This window comes from Microbacterium radiodurans (genome assembly GCF_008710705.1).
Classification (GTDB): domain Bacteria; phylum Actinomycetota; class Actinomycetes; order Actinomycetales; family Microbacteriaceae; genus Microbacterium; species Microbacterium radiodurans.
Window position 1 is genome coordinate 26,424 of the sequence record NZ_VYRZ01000005.1, and the last position, 19,718, is coordinate 46,141.

The 19,718-nt window shown below is 68.8% G+C and carries 21 protein-coding genes; 8 read left to right on the top strand and 13 right to left on the bottom strand.

Features of this window, described 5'->3' with window-relative positions; all coding sequences use genetic code 11:
* Positions 1-110: 110 nt before the first annotated feature.
* The 4 genes from F6B42_RS14475 to F6B42_RS14490 form a co-directional block, all read right to left on the bottom strand.
* Entirely contained in the window at positions 111-1,118 is a 1,008-nt protein-coding gene (locus F6B42_RS14475) for a LacI family DNA-binding transcriptional regulator (RefSeq protein WP_223878542.1), read from the bottom strand.
* Positions 1,118-1,927 (bottom strand): carbohydrate ABC transporter permease, encoded by an 810-nt coding sequence (locus F6B42_RS14480; RefSeq protein ID WP_223878543.1) that lies wholly within the window; start codon positions 1,925-1,927, stop codon positions 1,118-1,120. The genes F6B42_RS14475 and F6B42_RS14480 overlap by 1 nt, the downstream gene beginning before the upstream one ends.
* A complete protein-coding gene (locus F6B42_RS14485; protein WP_223878544.1) occupies positions 1,920-2,888 on the bottom strand; it encodes a carbohydrate ABC transporter permease in 969 nt (322 codons plus the stop codon). The genes F6B42_RS14480 and F6B42_RS14485 overlap by 8 nt, the downstream gene beginning before the upstream one ends.
* A 72-nt stretch (positions 2,889-2,960) precedes the next feature.
* The gene (locus F6B42_RS14490) at positions 2,961-4,262 is read right to left on the bottom strand and encodes an ABC transporter substrate-binding protein (protein ID WP_150420465.1); all 1,302 of its coding nucleotides are present in this window, start codon (positions 4,260-4,262) and stop codon (positions 2,961-2,963) included.
* Positions 4,263-4,633: 371 nt separating this feature from the next.
* Here F6B42_RS14490 and F6B42_RS14495 point away from each other — a divergent pair, with 371 nt between their 5' ends.
* The 3 genes from F6B42_RS14495 (at position 4,634) to F6B42_RS14505 (ending at position 8,966) form a co-directional block, all read left to right on the top strand.
* Positions 4,634-6,829 carry a glycosyl hydrolase 53 family protein gene (locus F6B42_RS14495; RefSeq protein ID WP_150420466.1) on the top strand — a complete coding sequence of 732 codons (2,196 nt, stop codon included), beginning with the start codon at positions 4,634-4,636 and terminating at the stop codon, positions 6,827-6,829.
* Between the two features lie 74 nt (positions 6,830-6,903).
* The gene (locus F6B42_RS14500) at positions 6,904-7,518 is read left to right on the top strand and encodes a hypothetical protein (protein WP_150420467.1); all 615 of its coding nucleotides are present in this window, start codon (positions 6,904-6,906) and stop codon (positions 7,516-7,518) included.
* Between the two features lie 233 nt (positions 7,519-7,751).
* Positions 7,752-8,966, top strand: a complete 1,215-nt coding sequence (locus F6B42_RS14505) for a COG1470 family protein (RefSeq protein WP_150420468.1) — start codon at positions 7,752-7,754, stop codon at positions 8,964-8,966.
* Positions 8,967-9,399: 433 nt separating this feature from the next.
* On the opposite strand, the gene F6B42_RS14510 is transcribed toward F6B42_RS14505, so the two are convergent.
* Positions 9,400-10,242, bottom strand: a complete 843-nt coding sequence (locus F6B42_RS14510) for a DUF3106 domain-containing protein (RefSeq protein ID WP_150420469.1) — start codon at positions 10,240-10,242, stop codon at positions 9,400-9,402.
* A 281-nt stretch (positions 10,243-10,523) separates the two neighbouring features.
* On the opposite strand from F6B42_RS14510, the gene F6B42_RS14515 reads away from it, so the two are divergent.
* Both F6B42_RS14515 and F6B42_RS14525 read left to right on the top strand, forming a co-directional pair.
* The gene (locus tag F6B42_RS14515) at positions 10,524-10,820 is read left to right on the top strand and encodes a DUF7882 family protein (RefSeq protein ID WP_150420470.1); all 297 of its coding nucleotides are present in this window, start codon (positions 10,524-10,526) and stop codon (positions 10,818-10,820) included.
* 596 nt (positions 10,821-11,416) lie between these two features.
* On the top strand, positions 11,417-11,797 hold the full coding sequence (locus tag F6B42_RS14525) for a hypothetical protein (RefSeq protein ID WP_150420471.1): 381 nt from the start codon (positions 11,417-11,419) through the stop codon (positions 11,795-11,797).
* 26 nt (positions 11,798-11,823) lie between these two features.
* Here the strand turns inward: F6B42_RS14525 and F6B42_RS14530 are convergent, their stop codons facing one another.
* Positions 11,824-12,090, bottom strand: coding sequence for a helix-turn-helix domain-containing protein (locus F6B42_RS14530; protein WP_150420511.1), 267 nt, complete (start codon positions 12,088-12,090; stop codon positions 11,824-11,826).
* 65 nt (positions 12,091-12,155) lie between these two features.
* On the opposite strand from F6B42_RS14530, the gene map reads away from it, so the two are divergent.
* From map to F6B42_RS14545, 3 genes are all read left to right on the top strand, one after another.
* Positions 12,156-12,926, top strand: a complete 771-nt coding sequence (gene map, locus F6B42_RS14535; RefSeq protein WP_150420472.1) for a type I methionyl aminopeptidase — start codon at positions 12,156-12,158, stop codon at positions 12,924-12,926.
* A gap of 406 nt (positions 12,927-13,332) precedes the next feature.
* The gene (locus F6B42_RS14540; protein ID WP_150420473.1) at positions 13,333-13,818 is read left to right on the top strand and encodes a hypothetical protein; all 486 of its coding nucleotides are present in this window, start codon (positions 13,333-13,335) and stop codon (positions 13,816-13,818) included.
* Between the two features lie 45 nt (positions 13,819-13,863).
* Positions 13,864-15,102 (top strand): AAA family ATPase, encoded by a 1,239-nt coding sequence (locus F6B42_RS14545; protein WP_150420474.1) that lies wholly within the window; start codon positions 13,864-13,866, stop codon positions 15,100-15,102.
* Positions 15,103-15,295: 193 nt separating this feature from the next.
* Here F6B42_RS14545 and F6B42_RS14550 read toward each other — a convergent pair whose 3' ends face one another.
* The 7 genes from F6B42_RS14550 to F6B42_RS14580 form a co-directional block, all read right to left on the bottom strand.
* The gene (locus F6B42_RS14550) at positions 15,296-15,466 is read right to left on the bottom strand and encodes a CsbD family protein (RefSeq protein WP_091500535.1); all 171 of its coding nucleotides are present in this window, start codon (positions 15,464-15,466) and stop codon (positions 15,296-15,298) included.
* A gap of 52 nt (positions 15,467-15,518) precedes the next feature.
* Positions 15,519-16,112, bottom strand: a complete 594-nt coding sequence (locus F6B42_RS14555; protein ID WP_223878545.1) for a hypothetical protein — start codon at positions 16,110-16,112, stop codon at positions 15,519-15,521.
* 17 nt (positions 16,113-16,129) lie between these two features.
* A complete protein-coding gene (locus tag F6B42_RS14560) occupies positions 16,130-16,714 on the bottom strand; it encodes an Asp23/Gls24 family envelope stress response protein (protein WP_150420476.1) in 585 nt (194 codons plus the stop codon).
* Positions 16,711-17,046, bottom strand: coding sequence for a hypothetical protein (locus F6B42_RS14875; RefSeq protein WP_191089405.1), 336 nt, complete (start codon positions 17,044-17,046; stop codon positions 16,711-16,713). The genes F6B42_RS14560 and F6B42_RS14875 overlap by 4 nt, the downstream gene beginning before the upstream one ends.
* Positions 17,043-17,234 (bottom strand): DUF2273 domain-containing protein, encoded by a 192-nt coding sequence (locus tag F6B42_RS14570; protein ID WP_150420477.1) that lies wholly within the window; start codon positions 17,232-17,234, stop codon positions 17,043-17,045. Before F6B42_RS14570 ends, F6B42_RS14875 begins: the two co-directional genes overlap by 4 nt.
* Positions 17,231-17,758 (bottom strand): Asp23/Gls24 family envelope stress response protein, encoded by a 528-nt coding sequence (locus F6B42_RS14575; protein WP_150420478.1) that lies wholly within the window; start codon positions 17,756-17,758, stop codon positions 17,231-17,233. Before F6B42_RS14575 ends, F6B42_RS14570 begins: the two co-directional genes overlap by 4 nt.
* Positions 17,759-18,432: 674 nt before the next feature.
* Entirely contained in the window at positions 18,433-19,653 is a 1,221-nt protein-coding gene (locus tag F6B42_RS14580) for a DUF3500 domain-containing protein (RefSeq protein ID WP_150420479.1), read from the bottom strand.
* Between the last annotated feature and the right edge of the window lie 65 nt (positions 19,654-19,718).

Here is a 19,718-nt window from a genome sequence, read left to right on the forward strand (position 1 = left end):
CTGCGAGACGCATGTGGGTGCGGGTTCGCTCACCTTCACCCGAAGCGATCAGCTGAGCGAGCGATCGACTTGTGCGAGAAGCCCTCGCGCCGAGCGCGGAGAGGCGCGACTCATGTCGCATCCCGTGGCGCAGCGGTCGAGCTGCGGATGATGAGCGACGTCGGGAGGATGACGGAACTGGGCCCGGCACCATCGCTCATAGCGAGAGCCAAGTCCAGGGCGTCCCGCCCCAGGGCGCGCCACTCCTGGCGCACGGTCGTCAGAGGCGGGACGAGCATCGCCCCCTCTTCGGTGTCGTCGAATCCGACGACCGACACATCGGTGGGCACCCGCAATCCGGCTTCGTGCAACGCCCGGTAGGCACCCAACGCCATCTGATCGTTCGCGACGAACACGGCTGTGGGTGCGGTGTGGGTGAGAAGCCGCTGCGCAGCCGCGTACCCCGAGCGGGCCGTCCAGTCCCCTCGTTCGATGACGGTGAGTTCCCGACCGGATCCGGTCAGAGTGTCCGCCCAACTCATTCGGCGACGCTCGGCTGGGAAAGACTCGGCAGGCCCCGCGAGATGGTGAACCGTACGGTGCCCCAGGCTCAGAAGGTGGGCCACCGCTTGCTCTGCGCCGCCACGCTGGTCGAAGTCTATGGTCGCGGCACCGTGCAGGATCTCAGGCCCGACGACGACGGCGGGGATCCCTTCCGGAAGCCGCACGACACCATCAGCTTCGAAACGGTCGGCGATGATCGCGATGACGACGTCCACCGTCATCTCGTTGAGTCGGCTGAACGCGCCCGAAGCGTCGCTGGTGGTGGACGCGGTCATCGGCATGAGGGTGGTCGCGTAGCCGCGCGTCGCGGCGCGCTCCGAGATCTCACCGAGAGTCCGATGGATGCCCACCGATCCAAGCGTGTTGTAGACGATTCCCACGCTGCGAAATGCGCCCCGCCGGATCGCGCGTGCGGCCGCGTTGGGCCGGTAATCGAGCTCGCGCATCGCATCGAGCACGCGGTCCCGAAGTGCCGCGGTGACGTTCGCGCCCCCGTTGGCGACGCGTGAAACCGTCTGCGGCGAGGCGCCTGCGCGTTCGGCCACATCGCGCAGCGAGGCCGCGCGTCGAGCCATCATTTGATCGCTCCCGTGATCCCCTCGGCGAACGAGCGTTGCAGGGCGAAGAACACCAGCATCGTCGGCACCGACGCGAGCAGCACCGCCAGCATCAGCACGCCGTAGTCGGTCACGTAGCCGGCGCTGAGATTCGCGATGAGCATCGGCATCGTGAACACGTCGCTGTCGATGAGGATGACCTTCGGCCAGAGGAAGTTGTTCCACGCGAGCATGAAGGTGATGACGGCGGCAGCGGCGAAGGTGGATCGCATCGTCGGCACGTAGATGCGGGCGAAGATGGCGATCTCGCTGAGCCCGTCGATTCGGGCCGCCTCGATGAGCTCGTGCGGGAACGACCGAGAAGCCTGTCGGAACAGCAGGATCAGGAACGGAGTCGATATCGCCGGGATGATGACGGCCCAGAGGGAGTTGACCATCCCTGCGCCCGCGAACAGTTGGAAGAGCGGGATCATGATCGCCGCGAACGGGATCATCATGGCGAGGAGCAGCACCGCCATCAACACGTCCTTGCCGCGTGAATGGAACACCTCGAAGCCGTACCCCGCGATCGAACAGACCGAAAGGGCGAGCACCGTCGTCCCCACCGCGATGAAGGCCGAACTGCCCATTGCCGCGAGCACGTTCTGAGTTTGGAACAGGGTGGTCAGGTTCTCCCACAGATGCGTGCCCGGAAGCAGCCGGGATGAGAGCACGTCGGCGCTCGTGTTCGTCGCGGAGACGACCATGAAGTAGAGCGGAAACAGCGAGAAGATCGCGAAGACGGTGAGGAACGCGTACCCCGGCACGCGACGCAGTCGGTTAATCACGCCGGTCTCCGATCCGCAGCTGAATCAACGCCAGCACCGCCACCAAGATGAGGATGACGTAGGAGATCGCCGCCGCATAGCCGAAGTTCGGGTTCTTCAAGAACGACACCTCGTACAGGTAGTGCGACATCGACATCGTCATGTAAGCCGGCCCGCCGCGTGTGAGCGCCCACGATTCGTCGAAGAGCTGGAGTGTGCCGTTCGTGGAGAGAATGGCCGTCAGCACGATCATCGGCTTGAGCTGCGGCACGGTGACGTGCCAGAACACCTGGAACGCGTTCGCTCCGTCCATTCGTGCCGCCTCGATGCTGGAGTGATCGACGTTCTGCAGCGCCGCGAGGTAGAAGACCATGTTGTACCCGGTCCAGCGCCAGATGAGGCCGAGGATGATGACGAAGCGGGCGGTGTCGGCGTTGCCGAGCCAGTTGACGGGTCCGTCGAGCAGCCCCACTCCCATCAGCATGTCGTTGATGAACCCGTCGTTGGAGAACATCGTGCGGAACACCAGCGAGTAGGACACCAGCGACACCGCGCACGGCAGGAAAATCGCCGTACGCCACAGCGCCTTGAACTTCAGTCGGCGGTCGTTGAGCAGGTTGGCCAGGATCAGCGCCAGGATCAGCATCACCGGCACTTGGATGATGAGGTAGACGAAGGTGTTCTGCAGCGTGAGCTTGAAGATCTCGTCCTGGAGCAGGCGCTCGTAGTTGGACCAGAACGGGTCCGCCCAGGTGAGCCGGCTGCCACGGCCCGTCTGCAGCGAGAGCAGCAGCGCCTGCAACATGGGGAGGAAGTTGACCCCGACGATCAGAAGCGACGCGGGGATGAGGAAGCCCCATCCGGTCAAGCTCCGTCTGCGTGTCGGATTCAGCCACGGCTTCTGCCGTCCGACGTAGTTGCGCAACGGCGGTGCGTTGCGCTGCTCCGGCTCCTTCGCCGGTGCTTTCAGCTGGAAGGCCACGTGTTCCTCTCCGTCCGGTGGCACTCGATGGGCATCGGCCCGGGGCGGTACCCCGGGCCGATGCGAGGGGTCCTACTGCATCGCGAATTCGACGTTCGCCTGCGCCTCGGCCAGGGCGGTGTCGCGATCGGCGCCGTTCATGATCTGGGTGATCGCGGCGCTCACTGCGTCGCGCCCCTCGTAGTAGTACGCACCGGTGTTGTTGGAGGGGACCTCCGAGCCGTACTCCACCACCTCGGAGAAGATCGGCTCACCGCCGAAGAACTCGCTCGGCTCGGCGTAGACGTCGCTGTCGCCGGCGGGGATCCAGTTGGCGACCGCGCCCGCGCCGGGCAGGATCGTGTCGTACAGCTCGGTGGAACCGGCGAACGTCGCCGCGAGGAAGTCGGCGGCCAGCTCGGTATTCGCGTTCGAGGAGATCGCCCAGGAGGAGCCGCCGTTGGCGGTGTAGTTCGTCGCCCCCGTCACGCCGTCGAGCGAGGGAACGTTGGTGATGCCCCACAACCCCGCCTGATCCTCAGCGCTCTGGATGGAACCGACGATCCATACGCCCTGCTGCGTGCCGGCCACGTTGCCGTTGACGAAGCTGCCGACGTACTCATCCCAGGAGTTCACCTCGAGGTAGACGCCTGCGTCGACCATCTCGGCGTACACGTCGATCGCTGCGTTGAGGGAATCGTTGTCGACGATGGTCGGCATACCGTCGTCGTCGAACAGGCTGGCACCCGAAGACTGCAGCATCATGACGATCAGGTCGGACTGACCCGCGATGCCGGACAGCAGCGGCATGCCGGTCTGGGCGAGGACATCCTTGCCCTGCTCGATGAACGTGTCCCACGTGATGTCCGTGAAGTCGTCCATCGAATAGCCGGCCTGCTCGAGGACATCGGTGCGCAGCGCCGTCACCGCGGTGCCCGAGTCGAAGGGCACGCCGTAATTCATCCCGTCGAGGGTCGAGTAGGCGACCACCGAATCGGGGAACTCGCTGAAGTCGATGCCGGCGTCGCCGAGGTCGCTGAACAGGTCGGGGTAGTTGATGCCGTTCTTCTGGAACGCGTTGTTCTGCATCAAGAAGATGTCGGGCAGCTCTCCCCATGCCTGTGACTGCGCGATGGTGGTGAGGCGAGTCTGCAGGTCTTCCCAGGGCACCTCGACGATCTCGAGCTCGAACTCGGGGTTGTCCTGCTGGTAGATCTTCTCCGCCTCCTCCATCGCGTAGATGTTGAAGGCGGGATCCCAAGTCCACACGGTCAGCGTGTTGTCGTCGCCCGCGGCCTGGTCGCCTCCTCCCCCTCCGGAGCACGCGGCGAGGACGAGAGATGCGGGAAGTGCGAGTGCCAGCGCGGCAGTTGCGGCGCGTGTCGAACGCTTCATGTTCGGTACCTTCCAGTGTTCATGCGGCGGTTCATGCGGTGCCGTCGATCGGTGCGATGAGACGGGGCAGGGTGACCTTGGGCGCGCCGGATGAACGGGAGCGGATGCGTCGCTGCATCGAACTGTTCGTCCTCGAACCGGGGGGCTCATCCCGCGGCGAACGTAACACTGGCAACGTCACCAGACCAGTGTTCCCAGTGGTATCGGCTCAGAGGTTGGCCGGATCCGGACGCTCTGGATCGTAATCATTTACACGTTTCATCGGATGGTGAAACCTGTCCCCGAGACGCCGACCCCACTCCCCCCTGGCGTCCGCAGACGGCGACCACGGCCGCGAGTCACATCGACAATCCGAGCGAAGGAGCACGGACATGAAGAAATCGATACGTTGCGGGGCGGTTCTCGGAACCGCTTTCGCCTTGGCGATAACCGGCGTCGGTCTGGCGCCATCGGCGGTCGGGCTGTTCGGCGAAGCCCAGATCGACGCCATCGAGAGCAACCTCGCCGAAAAGTACTGGGTGTCGGTCACCGCGACCGGCGGGCAGGGCACCGCGGCGCTGGCGATCGACCAGGATCCGGACACCGCATGGATCGCCGAGTCGGCGGGCGACGCCCTCACACTCGACCTCGGCGGCGCATACGCCAACACACGGAAGGTGTCGCTGGAGTTCCCCGACGTCGGCGCCGTGTACCAATACACCGTAGAAGGCTCCGCAGACGGTGAGGCGTGGTCAGTGCTCGCGGACGAGAGTGCCGCGACCGAAGCAGCAGCCGGCGGCGTCCACCTTTTCACCGCACCGGGCATCCGCCACATCCGCGTGACGATCCACGGCGCCAGCGACGGCGCACAGCTCGGACTCCGCGAGCTGGCGGTCTACAACTACCTGCGCGAGAACATGGTGCTCGGCGCCGACATGTCATGGGTCGACGGTGACACTCGCGAATACTGGGTGTCTCCCCTGGAGGCCGACCGCGGCGCCGGCCCCCACCTGTTCGACGTGGCGAAGGACCGTGGCATGGACTTCGTCCGCCTGCGCATCTTCAACGAGCCTCGAAGCGAAGGCAGCGGCGCTGTGCTCGCTGTCCCCTCGCAGGGTCCGGAGCGCTCGCTCGCGGTCGCGCAGGATGTCGTCGAACGCGACATGCAGCTGGGCGTGGACTTCCACTACGCCGACTCGTGGGCCGACCCGGGCAAGCAGCCGAAGCCGCGCGCCTGGGCGGAGCTGCCGTTCGAAGACCTCACGACCGCCGTCTACGACTACACCCGTGACTACGTCGAGCAGCTGATCGCGCAGGGGACGACGCCCGACAAGGTCGCCGTCGGCAACGAGATCCTGCACGGTTTCATGTGGGGAAGCGAGGCGTTGCTGTCGGTGGACGACAGCGCGCCGGTGTGGACGGGTGCGAACCCCGCCTACTTCCGCGACCAGGCCGACATCTACCAGTCGCAGCCCGGCGGCGGCATCCTCTGGCAGTACTGGGACAGCGAGGATGCGGAAGAGCAGGTCCTGTACACGGAATCCTTCGACCGTTTCGCGACACTGCTGTCGGCCGGCATCACCGCGGTCAACGACGCGTCGCCGGAGACGAGTGTGGAGCTCCACTCCATCGTCCGGGGTGAAGGGTACGACGGGATGTCGGGCTTGGAGATGGCCACCGAGTTCTGGGACCAGGTGCTCAGCCGCCTCGAGGCGGACGAAGCGGCGCCGGACTACCTGGCCCACTCGTACTACCCCGAGTGGCACGGTGCCCCCGAGCAGCTCGAGCGCAACCTGCAGACCATCAGCGCCGACCACCCGCAGTACAAGATGACGGTCGCGGAGACGTCATATCCGGCGTCCGGTGCCGGCGGCGCCCCCATGCCGAACTCGACCTACCCGCGCACGGTCCAGGGGCAGGCCGACGCGATCCAGCGCGTGTTCCAGATCGTCAACGACATCCCCAACAACGCCGGCGCCGGTGTCCTCACCTGGGAGCCGCAGCGTTGGCAGTCGATGTTCCGTGCGGTGCCGGAGCTGCAGAACGTCTCCGAGCCCAACGCCTCGATCGACATCTACAACAAGAGCGCCGCGACTCACGTGGTCGAAGACCGCGTCTACATCGCGGCCGCTGCAGGGGATGCGCCTGCACTCCCGACCACGGTGGATGTTCTCTCGACCGCCGACGGCACCGTGTCACCTGCCGCCGTCTCGTGGTCGCTGACAGGCGACGAGACCGAATCCGGTGGCCGCGTGGAGGTTGAAGGAACCACCGAGTTCGGCGTCGTGACCGCCGTCATCGATGTCGTCGGCGCCGTCGGCATCGATATCACGCCCCGGACACTCGGGGGGCGCGTGTATCTGTCGGTCGCGGTGACGAACACGTTCGACGTGCCGGTGCGCGTCGTCGTCACCACTCCCTACGGCTCCAAGACCTACGCCGAGGTCGCCCCCGGTGCGACGGTCAGCGCATCCGCGAACTCGCGCTCCGCCTCGATTCCCGCCGGGGAGGTGACGGTCGAGGTGACCGGCGACGGCGTCGCACAGACCGGCACGGCAGCGTTCGACGCCTATCAGGCGGAGAGCTGACCCTTCCTGGGGCGGGCACGCGCCCGCCCCAGGAGCCCATCGACGATTCCCAAACCAATGAAGGAGAAGTGAAAATGAGAAAACTTGGCGCAGTCCGCTGCGGGGCCATCATGCTCGGCACCGCTCTGCTGGCATCCGCCGGCACCGCGATCGCCCACGCTGACGAGGTCGTGGATGAAGGCGACGTCGAGATCAACGTGGAGGTCACCGACCGGTACCCCTCGGGCGTTCTCGCCTTGAGTGTGGCAGCCGACTCCACGGTCCTGACGGAGATCGACAGCGGCGACCCGCTCGTTCGCGAGTTCACCGGCGCGCTGCCCGCCGTGACTGTGACCGACACCCGCAGCGTCGCACCCGACGTGCCCTGGTACGTGCTCGGCACCGCCGGTGATTTCATCGGCGCCGACAGCACGATCACGGCCGAGCACCTCGGATGGGCCCCGTACCTCGCAGACGACTACGGACCGTCGCTCGAGGCGGGGTTCGACGTCGCCACCGTCATCGACGATCCCGACAGCGAGGGCCTCGGCTATGCCGACGGCGAGTTGCTCTATGTCAACACCGATCAGCTCGACACGTACGACCAGGGCTCGTGGACGGCATCCGCAGACCTGCAGCTGAAGGTCGACGCCACCTCGGTCGCACCGGGTGCGTACACCTCGGTGCTCACCCTGTCGCTCTTCGAGTGACCCCCCGGGGGTCGGCGACCAAGCCGGATCGCCGACCCCTCACCCGTACCCCGCCGGCCGTCCGCCCCCGCCTTCGTCGGAAGAATCGCATGCCCCGTCTCCGAACCCTCCTGAGCGCAGCTGTCACGGCCGCCCTCGCCGGCGCCGTCCTACTCGGACCCGCTGCGCACGCGGCGAGTGGCAGCGCGACCGCTTCCCCCCCGGCGGAGGACGCAGCCGGCACCATCACATGGATGGTGCGACCCAGCGACGGCGCCGGAGAAGACGGCCGGTCGTGGATGGAGCTCAACCTCGCCCCTGGTCAGAGCGCGCTCGAGCACTTGTTGGTGCGGAACCTCAGCGCCGAGACGGTGACCTTCCGGCTGAGCGCGGCCGACGGCTACTTCACCGATACAGGCCGGTTCAACATGCTGACCGCGGGCGAGGATTCGACAGGCGCCGGGACCTGGATCGATCTGCAAGACGATGTCGAGGTCCCCTCGGGCGCCGATGTCATCGTGCCCTTCACGATCAGCGTGCCCGACAACGCCGAACCCGGTGATCATCCCGCCGGCGTCGCGGCGAGCATCCGATCCGGAGAGGACGCGGAGGTCGGAATCGAGTCACGGGTCGGGTTCCGCGTGATGACCCGCGTGACGGGTGAGCTGACGCCGCTGCTCGCCACGAGCGTCAGCGCGCACTACACCGGCTCGCTCAATCCTTTCGAGCCCGGCACCACCCACCTGGTCTACGAGGTCCGCAACACCGGGAACACGAGACTCGCGGTCACCCCGACCGCGAGTCTCGCCGGGCCATTCGGGCTTTTCGCAAAGGAGATCGCACTCGACCCGATCGCCGAGATCGCACCCGGAGAAACGCGAGTTCTCCGACACGACGCAGCCGGAGTCTGGCCGACGGGAGTCCTCACCGTCGGCACCCACGCTGACGCGACCGCGGTGATCGATGCCACCGCCGCTCCTGCCGCGACGGCGACGACCTCCGTCGCGGCGGTGCCCTGGCCCCAGGCCGGGGTCGTCGCCGCGATGCTGCTGCTCATCGTGGCGGCAGGCTCCGCGCGCAGACGCCGATCTCGGCGGGTCGCCGACATGATCGATCGCGCCCGATCCGAAGGCAGGGCGGAAGCTATCGCGACACGCGCGGCGCTCGCGCTCGCCCCGGTTCTGCTCGCGTCATCCATCATCTTCGCGCCGGTGGCCGCGCCCCTCGCTGCCGCCGCTGCGTCGGGCGAGCCGGACGACCGCAACATCGTCGTGACGGTGGACGTCACCCCCGTCCCCTCGCCGGCCACGTCGGCGCCGCCGCATCCCGATCAGGAGCAGCTCGCCGCAACCGGCCGCGCCGTTCCGGTCACCCTCGTCACCGCCTCGGTCGCGTTGCTCGGGCTCGGGTTGTGGCAAGTGTCTCAGGCTCGACGTGGGCGCCGTGCGCACAGCCGGGTCGAACGGTGAACCCGCCCATCTCGCGAGGACGAAACGCCGTTTCGGGGGCGAGCCCCGCTCGAGTGCTCTGACGAGTCGTCGTCGCTGATGCCCGACCCGGCGGGCTTCGACCTTCGCGCGGGCGGCGGGCAGGCGACGATGGAATTGTCACCCCCGCCTCGCCGCCCGAGGTGCTCGAGCGTTTCGGCGTCGGCACCACGCTCGAGTTCCTGTACCGCGACCGCCGGGTCGAGGTGGGGGCCTACAGCTGACCCGGTCCCGGCGTGCCGGTCGGGGCGGCGTGCCGCGGGGCGCGGCGTGCCGGTATGCCCGGCGTGCCGGTATGCCCGGCGTGCCGCGATGCAAGACATCAGGCACGACACGCCGCAGCGGATGCCGTTCGACCGGGGTGTCGGGGCGGATCCCTTGCATCGCGGCACAGGGCCGAGGATGCCCTGGAGGATCAGCGGCCGAGGAAGTCGCCGAGTCCGGGGATGCCGAGATTCGACAGCCCCTCGCCGAATCCGCTGATCTGCTCGCCCGCTCCCGTCACGGCATCCTGAGCGCCTCCGGCCCACTCGCTGATCCCGGACCCGTCCGCGAGCGAGGCGAGATCGACTCCGGATGCCATCGCCTCCAGGTCTACGCCGTCCGCGAGCCCCGCGAAGTCCACGCCCATCTGCCCGGCCTGCGCGAGCAGGGGGCCGGCGACGGCGCTGAGGACCGCGCCACCGGCCACGGCGGCGAGCAGTCCCCCCGCACCGACGACGCCGGCGCCGATCAGTCCGCCTCGGCCGGCCTTGGCCAGCAGCCCCGACATGCGCCCGGGCTGGGCGGCCTCGGCGCGGGCGGCCGTGCGCGCGAGGTCGTCCGTGGTGTCGGTGCGCGGGCGCTCGTGCGGGGGCAGGTCGGCATCCATCCGCTCCTTCACGTGCGCGCGCTGCGCAGGAGTGAGCCGGGCGAAGGCTTCGCGGTGCATCTGCTCGACCCGGTCGGGATCGGCCGTGCGCAGCAGATAGTCGTAGCGCGCGATCGCGGCTCGATCATCGGCCGACAGCGACGACGAAGCACGGGATGCCGCCGGAGGCGCGTACCGAGCGGTCGGTGCGGGCGGTGCGTACCGCCCCGTCGACGCAGCCGGCGGCGTGGTGTCGGCGCGCCGGTCGCCCGTGACGGCATCGGCTGCCGAGCGGACCATGTCGCGCCAGTCCTTACCGCCGGCACCACCGGCGGGCCGCTGCGCTGAGGACGACGCCTTTCCGGCGGCTTTCGAGGCGAGATCGAACAGGCGGGAGAACGAGACCATGGCGGAACCTCTCGACGGGCGGCGCGCAGCCGCGACGTCAAGGTCTCCTCCGCCCTCACGGACCGACGTACCCGGAATCCAACCGTGGACTCGTGATGACGGATACGACGCGACGGGAGTACTCCCCTTGCTGATCCTCAGCGTATGGACGGCACCTATGCGCTTGCTGGACCTGCGGGAGAACGGGCACCACGTTGCGCGCGGGGACGCAATCCGGACGCTCGTAGCGGCTCGCGGATAGCGACCCGATGCACGTTCGCCGGTGCGCCTAAGGTGTGCGCGTGGGCAGGCTCTACTACTCCGAGGACCCGGCACCGGTCGAGATCGAGGACCGCACGCTGGCGCACATCCGTCTGGTCGTGATGAACAAGCTCCGCCGCGGCGAGGGGTTCATGTTCGAGACCGACGCGACGCCCGTGATGACTCGACGCGATCTGTGGATGGAACCGTCCATCTCACTGCAGTTCCACTTCTCGGGGAGCAAGCGCCCGCAGATCAACCCGCGCTGGGTGGACGCGCTGATGGAGGCCGCGAACAGTCCCGCCGGCCTGCGGATCGTTCCCGAACCGTCGTCGTAACCGGCAGCGAAGCGTTCCGACGCGATGGCCATCTGACCCGGGTGGCCGTTCGGCCCTCATCGTCATCTCGGGCCAGGCTCAGAGATTCCTGAAACCCGCCCGGCGCTGTACTGTCGCGGAAGCTGGTCCAGCACGGGCGGCGGCCTGCCTCGAGCGCTCCCCATCGCTCGGCACGGCTGCCGCCCACTCCCTCTCGCCGCGCCGGTGCCGGTGCCCGTCACTCCCTCTCGCCGCGCCGTGCCGGTGCCGCGAACTCCCTCTCGCCGCGCCGGTGCCGCAATGCAAGGGATTCTCGCCGACGCGCCGGCTGCACGGCATCCGCTCCGGGGTGTCGCCACAGATCCCTTGCATCGCGGCACGGTGATGCAGCACGGTGACCGCCACCACGCGCGGCAGGTTGACCGGCACGGGCGCCGGGCGCCGGGCGCCGGGCGCCGGTCGCGGGTCGCGGGTCGCCGGTCGCGGGTCACGGGTCGCGGGTCGCCGGTCGCCGGTCGCGGCGTCGCGGCGTCGCGGCGTCCCGGCGAAGGCTTGCCTAACTCCGCCGCGAGCGCAAGAGAGGTTGCTGCAGGCTCGGCGGGGCACACAATGAACCAATGCGTCGAGTCGTCTACGGAATGGAAGCGGTGATCACCACCGATGACGTCGCGGATGCCGTGATGGAACTCGCGGCCGCCCTCGCCAACCTCAAGACGACCGTGCGGCTGAGTATGCCCATCGCCGCGGATCGGGACCCCGGTCACGACGTCGTCGACATCCTCGTCGGTCCCGGCATCCCCGTTCTGACGGAACCCGCGGCCTGGCACGGCGCCGAACCCGACTTTTCCACGAGCGCGACGATGCTGCGGATGCACCCCGCGTATCCGTACCGTCAGCCTTCTGCCGGGGAGGGGCTCTCGGTCCGGGCTGAGACATCGGCGCGCCCGCTGCCCCCTGTGTACGGCGAGGACTGGGATCCGGACCTCCACGGATACTGACTTTCGCAGCACCGCGGGTCGCGGTCTCAGGCGGAGAGCGCCGTGTCCCCGTCTCCCTGAGCCTGCGCGGCGATCTCGTCGAGCGACAGCCCGAGCACGGCGGCGACCGAGGCGACCGTGGTGAACGACGGGGTCGCGAGACGGCCGGTCTCGATCTTGCGCAGCGTCTCGGCCGAGATCTGCGCGCGCGCGGCGATCTCGACGATCGATCGGTCGCCGCGAGCCTGACGCAGGAACGCACCCAGCCGCCGCCCGCGGGCGACGGTCTCGGGCGTGCGCGGCATCCGGACCATCATGCCGACGATCGTACCGGTATTATCGGGCCGGTATTCTTATAACGCATGAGAAGAGTCGCACCGTGATCGAGATCCTGAACCAGACCCAGCTCGAGCACGCTCGCAGCGCCGGCGCCATCGTCGGAAACACCCTGCACGAGCTGCGCGAGCGCGCCGTCGCCGGCGTCAACCTGCTGCAGATCGACGAGTGGGCGCGCGAGCTCATCCTGGGCGCCGGAGCCGTGTCGTGCTACGTCGACTACGCGCCCTCGTTCGGCAACGGGCCGTTCGGCCACTACATCTGCACGGCCGTGAACGACGCCGTGCTGCACGGACTCCCCCACGACTACACGCTCCAGACGGGCGACCTGCTGACCCTCGACCTCGCGGTGCTGAAGAACGGGATCGCGGCCGACGCGGCGATCAGCTTCATCATCGGGGAGGAGCAGCCCGCGGCATCCGTCGCGCTCATTCGCGCGACCGAAGAGGCACTCGCGGCGGCGATCGACGCGGCGCGGCCGGGCAACCGCATCGGCGACATCTCGCGCGCGATCGGCACGGTGCTGAAGGGTGCCGGGTACAGCGTCAACACCGAGTACGGCGGCCACGGCATCGGCACGGTCATGCACGGCGACCCGCACGTCCCCAACACCGGCCGCCCCGGCCGCGGCTACCAGCTGCGCCCCGGACTGCTGCTCGCCCTCGAGCCGTGGGTGATGGAGGACACCGCCACCCTCGTCACCGACCCCGACGGCTGGACGCTCCGCAGCGCCACCGGATGCCGCACCGCCCACACCGAGCACACGGTCGCCATCACCGACGGAGCCGCCGAGATCCTCACCCTCCCGCGCTGACGCCCGCCCGGGCGCGGTGGAGCCGCGGGCTGTGCCGGGCCGGTCCGGTCCGGGCCGTGCCGGGCCGCCCGCCGTGCCGGAATGCAAGACATTTCGAGCGACACCCCGCAGCGGATGCCGCTCCGCCGGCGCGCCGCGGCAGATCCCTTGCATCGCGGCACGGGCCCCACCGGCCACCCGCCCTGCCGCCCGCCGTGCCGGGATGCAAGACATCCCGAGCGACACCCCGCAGCGGATGCCGCTCCGCCGGCGCGCCGCGGCAGATCCCTTGCATCGCGGCACGGGCACCACCGGCCATCCGAGGGTCGGCCGACGAAGCAACCCTGTACGTTGAGTGGGGATGGCGCGCGCGCGTCATGCTCGACGCGAGAGGGGACCGGGTATGCGCTCCGGCACGCTCAGAGGAATGCCTGTCGTCGCCCTCCTTGCGGCGAGCGTCGCTCTGGCCGGCTGCGCCACGTCGCCCGGCGCCGGCGCCCCGACGACCGCCACACCCACAGCCAGCGCGTCACCGCAGACCGCCACACCCTCGGATGCCTCGGCGACACCGACCCCGTCGGCGCCGCCGGCATCCCCGGATGCTGCGACCGCACCGTCCGCACCGCCCGCACCGTCCGCCGCCGACGTCTGCATCGAGCGGCACGAGGAGTCCCTGAATCCCGGCGACGGCGAGCGGTTCACCGGCGAGCCCGTCGTCTACGAGCGGTCTCTCGATCCGCGCTGGCTCGTCGTGATCCCCGCCGAGAACATCTACGGAGCCCTCTACGTCGAGTGCATCGTGAGCGACACCGACAGCGGGCCCCAGGTGGAATCGAACCTGTCGATGGTCGCCGACCTGTTCGACGACGAGCACCTGCAGTACCGCCTGAACAACAACGAGGGCGGCGCGTGAGCGATAACTTTATCGCCGCCCATCTCGGCTGATAAAGTTATCGTCGTGCGCGACGCGGCCGACAATCCCTTCAGCCCAGGCTCGGACATCATCCCGGCGGTGTGGGCGGGACGTGTCGAGCAGCTGAGCGACTGGCGAGACATCCTCCGCCCGCGGCTGCTCAGCGGCAAGGCCGAACGCGGACGCACGATCCTCGGCGACCCGGGGCTGGGCAAGAGCTCCCTCGTGCGCCGCATCGCCGCGGGCGCCAAGCGGGCCGGCGATTGGGTGACGCCGCAGCTGCGCATCCCGTCGGGAACCGATCCGCTCAAGCGCGTCGCCGCGGCGATCCTCGACCTGGCCGAGCAGGCCGGTTTGCCCGCCAGCCGCGAGGCCCGCATCGCGACCGCCCTCGACCGCGTGCAGGCCGTGTCGGTCTCGGGGATCGGCCTCACCCTCCGAAACCACGACGGGCCCGAACCCTACAGCGCACTCACCGACCTCCTAGTCGAGATCGGGCAGGCGGCGATCGCTCGCAGCCAGGTCGCGGTCATCCACATCGACGAGGTGCAGAACATCGGCGACGACACGGTGCTGTCGCAGCTGCTCATCGCTCTCGGAGACACCATCACGTTCGAGACCGACGTGACGCTGCCGGGAGGGGTCATCGCGTCCCGCGCCCTGCCGATCGCTGTCTACCTCACCGGCCTCCCCGATTTCGCCGAGATGGCCGGAGCCCGCCGGGGAGCCACGTTCGCACGACGCTTCAAGACGACCACCCTGAGCCCGCTCGGCGACGACGACCTCGCGGCGGCGCTGCAGCCCTTCGTCCTCGACGGATGGGAGGTTCCCGACGGCGAGGGCGGCCTCGCCCGCATCCGCATGACCCCCGAAGCCGTCGACGCGATCCTCCACCTCTGCCAGGGAGAACCCTTCCTGTTCCAGCTCGCCGGCGAACGCGCCTGGTACGCCGGCACCGCCCGCACCATCACCCGCGACGACGTCCTGCGCGGCTGGCTCGGCGCCGTCCCGGAAGCCGCCGACCACGTCGACCGCATCCTCAGCCGACTCCCCGGGCGGGAGCGCGAGTTCCTCGAGGCGATGGCGCGGCTCGAACCCGCCGAGCGCCTGCACAGCCGCATCGCCGAAGAAGCCGGGTTCGCGAAGGCGACGGATGCCGGTCCGACGGCGCGCCGCCTCGACGAGAAGCGCGGCATCATCTCCCGCGGCAAGCCCATCACCTTCCGCCACCGAGCGATCGGCGCCTACCTCACGAGCGACTGGCCCCGTCCCGAGGGTGTGTGAGCCCGCTCGTCGAGACCGCGTCGCCGGTGCCGCGATGCAAGACATCACGCGCGACACCCCGGAGCGGATGCCGTTCGGCCGGCGTGTCCGGTCGGATCCCTTGCATCGCGGCACGGGGCGCACGGGGACGCGGGAACCAGGACGCGAAGAAGGGGATGCCGATGAGCGGCATCCCCTTCTGGTCCATCGCGACTTACTTGAAGGTGTCCTTCACGTCTTCGCCCGTCTTCTTGGCCTCGGCCTTGACCTGGTCGGCCTTGCCCTCCGCCTCGAGCTTGTCGTTGTCGGTCGCCTTGCCGATCGCTTCCTTCGCCTTGCCGGCGATGTCCTGAGCGGCGTTCTTGATCTTGTCGTCGAGTCCCATGTCGGGCTCCTCTCGGTGATGGGTGCCCCGGGTGGGGCGGATGGAATGGGTACTACGAGATACGGCGCTGATCACCGGCGAGCTTCGCGCGAAGCCCGGCGTGGATCGAGACGTACGCGGTCAACTGCTGCCCCGTCAACGTGCCGAGGTTGGCCACGAGACGCGACACGGTGTCGGCGACCTGCGCCGGCGACGTGTTCTGCCGAGGGGTCACGCTGACGTGCAGCACCGGCTGGTGCTTGATGTCGCTCGCCGTGATCCTCGTGCTGAGGATCTCGTCGCGGCCGTCCAGCGCGTTCTTCAACGCGTCCGAGGCGAATCCCTCGGTCACCGTCACGCGTCCCAGCTCGCTCTCCGAACCGGTCGCGCGAAGCGACGTGCGCCGGCGCCCGTGGATGCTGCGCACGATCAGCACGATCAGCACGATCACGAGCACGAGAAGCGCGGCCAGCACGCCGAGCGCGACCCAGGTCAAGCTCGTCCCGGCGATCGTCGTCGCATCCCACGCCTGCTTCAGCCAGCCTTCCGCGCCGCCTCCGACGCTGGTCCACGTGTCGGCCGCCGCCGGCCAGACCGCACTCGTCACGATGCCGCCGCCGATGACGAGCAGCACCACCCCGAGGATCAGCAGAACCGTGCGGTTCACGGCTCGATTGGTGTTGTTCACGAGTCCACCTCCGGGGTGCGAGGACGCTGCACACGCAGCGACGTGCGCAGCGTCTTGGCGAGCCGGTACGACTCGAGCTCGTCACGGACGACACCGCGCACGCGCTGCTCGTCGACGGGCACACCGACCGCCGGGGTGAGGGTGACGTCGACCGAACGGTGACCGACGCCCACACGCACCTGGTCACGCGGCAGACCGGTGTCGTCGCTCACGCGCTGGGCGAGAGCCGACGCGATCACGCCGTTGTCGGCGACGACCGCGTTCTCACCCACCCGGAGCTCGTGCTTCGACAGACGACCGGGAGCGATCGCCAGCACGATCAGGACGAACCCCGCGAACGCGACGACGGCGCCGATCGCGATACTCACACCCGCCGGAACGCCGGTGGGAAGACCGACCACCCACGCGAGCGACGCGGCCGGGCCGAGCAGCAGCGCGGGCTGACCGGCGAGGTTCAGCACGATCTCCGTGCCCACGAACAGGAGCGCCAGGATGACGAGCACGACCGCGACGATCATCGCGACCGTGCGGGGCGAATGCGTCTCGCGACGCACGACCCGGCGCAGGACGGGACTGCTCATCGGACTCTCCTTCTCGTGGGGGTGACGGCACCGTTGATGGTGATGTCGACACGGGTGACGGGGCGGCCCAGCACACGGCTGAGCTCGTCCTTCACCCGGGTCTGCATGCGGCCGGCGGCCTCGACCACGGCACCGGTCGCGGCCACGGCGTCGCTGTCGTCGAGCGACGGGACGGGCATCGGCGTATCGATGCGGACGGCCACGCCGTCGCGGTAATCGGATGCCGCGACCGACACGCGGCCGACCTCGACGCCGATCACCTCGGACGCGACCTTCTCCGACACCTTCCGGATGACCCGTTCGCGTACGTCGACCCGTCCTGCGACGCTCATGACGACGTGCGCCGACCGGTCAGGACGTCAGCGAGTCCGCGGACGTCGAGCTTGCCCGACGCGATACGGCCCACCGCGGCGCCGATCGCCATGAACAGGGCGACGAGGAGGAATCCCCAGAAGCCGAACAGCAGGGCGGCTGCGGCGAGGATCGCTCCGATCAGCGCGCCCGAGACGGTGGCGTTCATGCGACGCGCGAGTCGGACTCGTCATCATCGTCGTCAGCGCCGGCGATGTGGACGTCGTTGACCTCGATGTTGACCTCGACGACCTCGAGACCGACGAGGCTGCTGATCGCACCGGCGACGGCCGCGCGAACCTGCGATGCGACGTCCTGGATGCGGGCCGGGTACTCGACGACGATCGTCAGGTCGGCAGCCGCCTGGGTCTCGCCGACCTCGACCTTGACGCCCTGCGTCAGGTCGGTGGCGTTGACGGCATCGCGGATCGCGCCGAAGGCGCGGGCACCGCCACCACCGAGCGCGTACACGCCGGCGACCTCGCGTGCCGCGATACCGGCGACCTTGGCGACGACGCTGTCGGCGATCGTCGTGGTGCCCGATGCATCGGTGTCGGTGGGAACGCGCGAGGATGCGAACGAGCGGTCGACGCGGGGAGCCTGAGCGGCGGGCGACGGGGCGGCCTGCGACTTGGCGGCGTCCGCGGCGGTGGCCGGGGTCGCGGGAGCGGTGTTCTTCTGGTCGTCAGCCATGATGTTTCCTCATCTGTCGAAGTTTCGGTCGCCGCGTGATGACCACGCTGCGATGAGCATTCGTCGTGCTCTACAGATGAGATGGGCTGAACGCGGAAAACGTCACAAAATTCTCTGACGAGTTTTCGGACGGCCCCGATTGCGCCTCGGGACCTGTTCGGCAGACAGAGCGGGTGTCTGTCTGCCGAACAGTGCTGCGGCGATGCAGCGCGCGCGTCCTCCGCCGGGGAGTCCCCACTCCTGACCCGACGCCTCGGGTGTGATCCCGGGCCCAAGCCGAACGCATCGCCCAGATGAACGTAGGCCCGGATGACGACCTCCACGGGCCAATATGAGGAGGCTCTCACGGGACACGCCGCAGGATTCTCGAAATGCATCCGACCTGCCCGTCGGCTCCGAACAACCCCCGTTTCGGCTGATCGCGGCTCCTCCGGCCCGCGGCATCCCGCCTCGGCTCGGCTCTCGATCAGAACGCCGTACCGGTCGCGCACCTCAGGAGACAACCCCCTTCCTCTGGTCCGCACCGGCGCCCTTGAGTGACCGGGTGATCGGATTCGTCCGTCTTGGGGCGGGCGGTCTGCACTCCTCGCAGCACCACGCGCGGACGCGGGGAGGCCCTGTCCGACAGGCTGTGGGATGCCGGTTGGACAGGGCCGTGTCCGTTTTCTCGTGCCTCAGCTGCCCGGCGTGCCGCCGGGGCCGCCGCTCATCCCGGTAGACGCCTGCTGCGTGACGCTCCCGGCGTAGTCGTTGCTCGGGTCGCGGTAGATGGTGTGGACGTGGCCCCATCCCGAGGTCGTCACGCCGTCGACGTCGGCGCCCGCAGAGCCCTGCTGTGCCTGGAACGCGATGTAGACGTCGGGGCCCGAGATGGAGAAGTCGATGCCGTTGCCCGTGGTCATGTCGTAGGTGGTCTCGCCCGACCAAGCGATGACGGTCTCGTCGAGGGTCGCCTCGATCTCGGTGAGCGCGGCGGCCGTCGTCTCTTCGTCGGCCATACCGACCCAGTTGGCCATCAGCGCGAGGAGAAGGTCCTTCTGCTCGTCGGTGAGGTCGGCTCCGGTGAGGCCCGACCCGCTCTCGAAGTCGCACGTGTCTCCCGGTGCGCACATGGTGACGTCGCCCGAGGTGAGCGTCGCCTGCTGCTCGGCGGACAGGCTGTCGAAGAAGGCGAAGGCGTCGGTGCAGATCGCGTCGAAGGGCTGCACCTCGGTGCCGCTGGCGTCGGTGTAGACCGCGGGCTGCACGCCGAGATGGGTGGGGGCGAAGGTCACCGTCCCGGCGGCTTCGTCGAGGTCGGCGTTGATGCCGAGGTGGTGCCCGCCGAACTGCAGCGACCACGCGTCGGTGTCGGAGGGGTCGCCGAAGAATGCGATGTAGTACTGACCGAGCACGTCGGCGTCGCCGGAGCTGGAGTAGTCCGAGAGGTACTGGTCGCCGCCCATGATGCCCGTGACGGTCGCGTAGGCCTCGTCGCTCAGGAGCGCTTCCAGCACGGCCAACGCGGCCGTCCGCTGCTCGTCGGTCAGATCGGCGAGGTTCAGACCCGCGCGGTCGACGAACGTGACCGGGAAGTTCGACCAGGACGTCGTCTTCGTCTCGTCGTCGTAGGCGGAGAGCACGGCTTCCCGCTGCTCCTCCGTGAGGGTCGCGAGGAAGGCCTCGGCGGCTGCGGCGGTGCTGGTGATCGTCTCCGACGTCGTCGCGGCCGAGGTCGATGTCGACACCGTCGCGGTGGTGCTGGTGGTCGCCTCCTGCGAGACGGCGACCGACGTCGTGGGCGAGGCGGTCGATGTCGCGGTGCCGACCGCGCACCCGGTCAGGGCGACGGAGAGCAGGGCGGCGGTGGCGGCGAGGGAGACGAAGGGACGGATGCGGCGGGGATTCGAAGTCATGACCACGATGGTCGCGATGCTCCCCAAACCGCGGGTTCACCGTTCCTAGGTGTCGGCTATGCGTA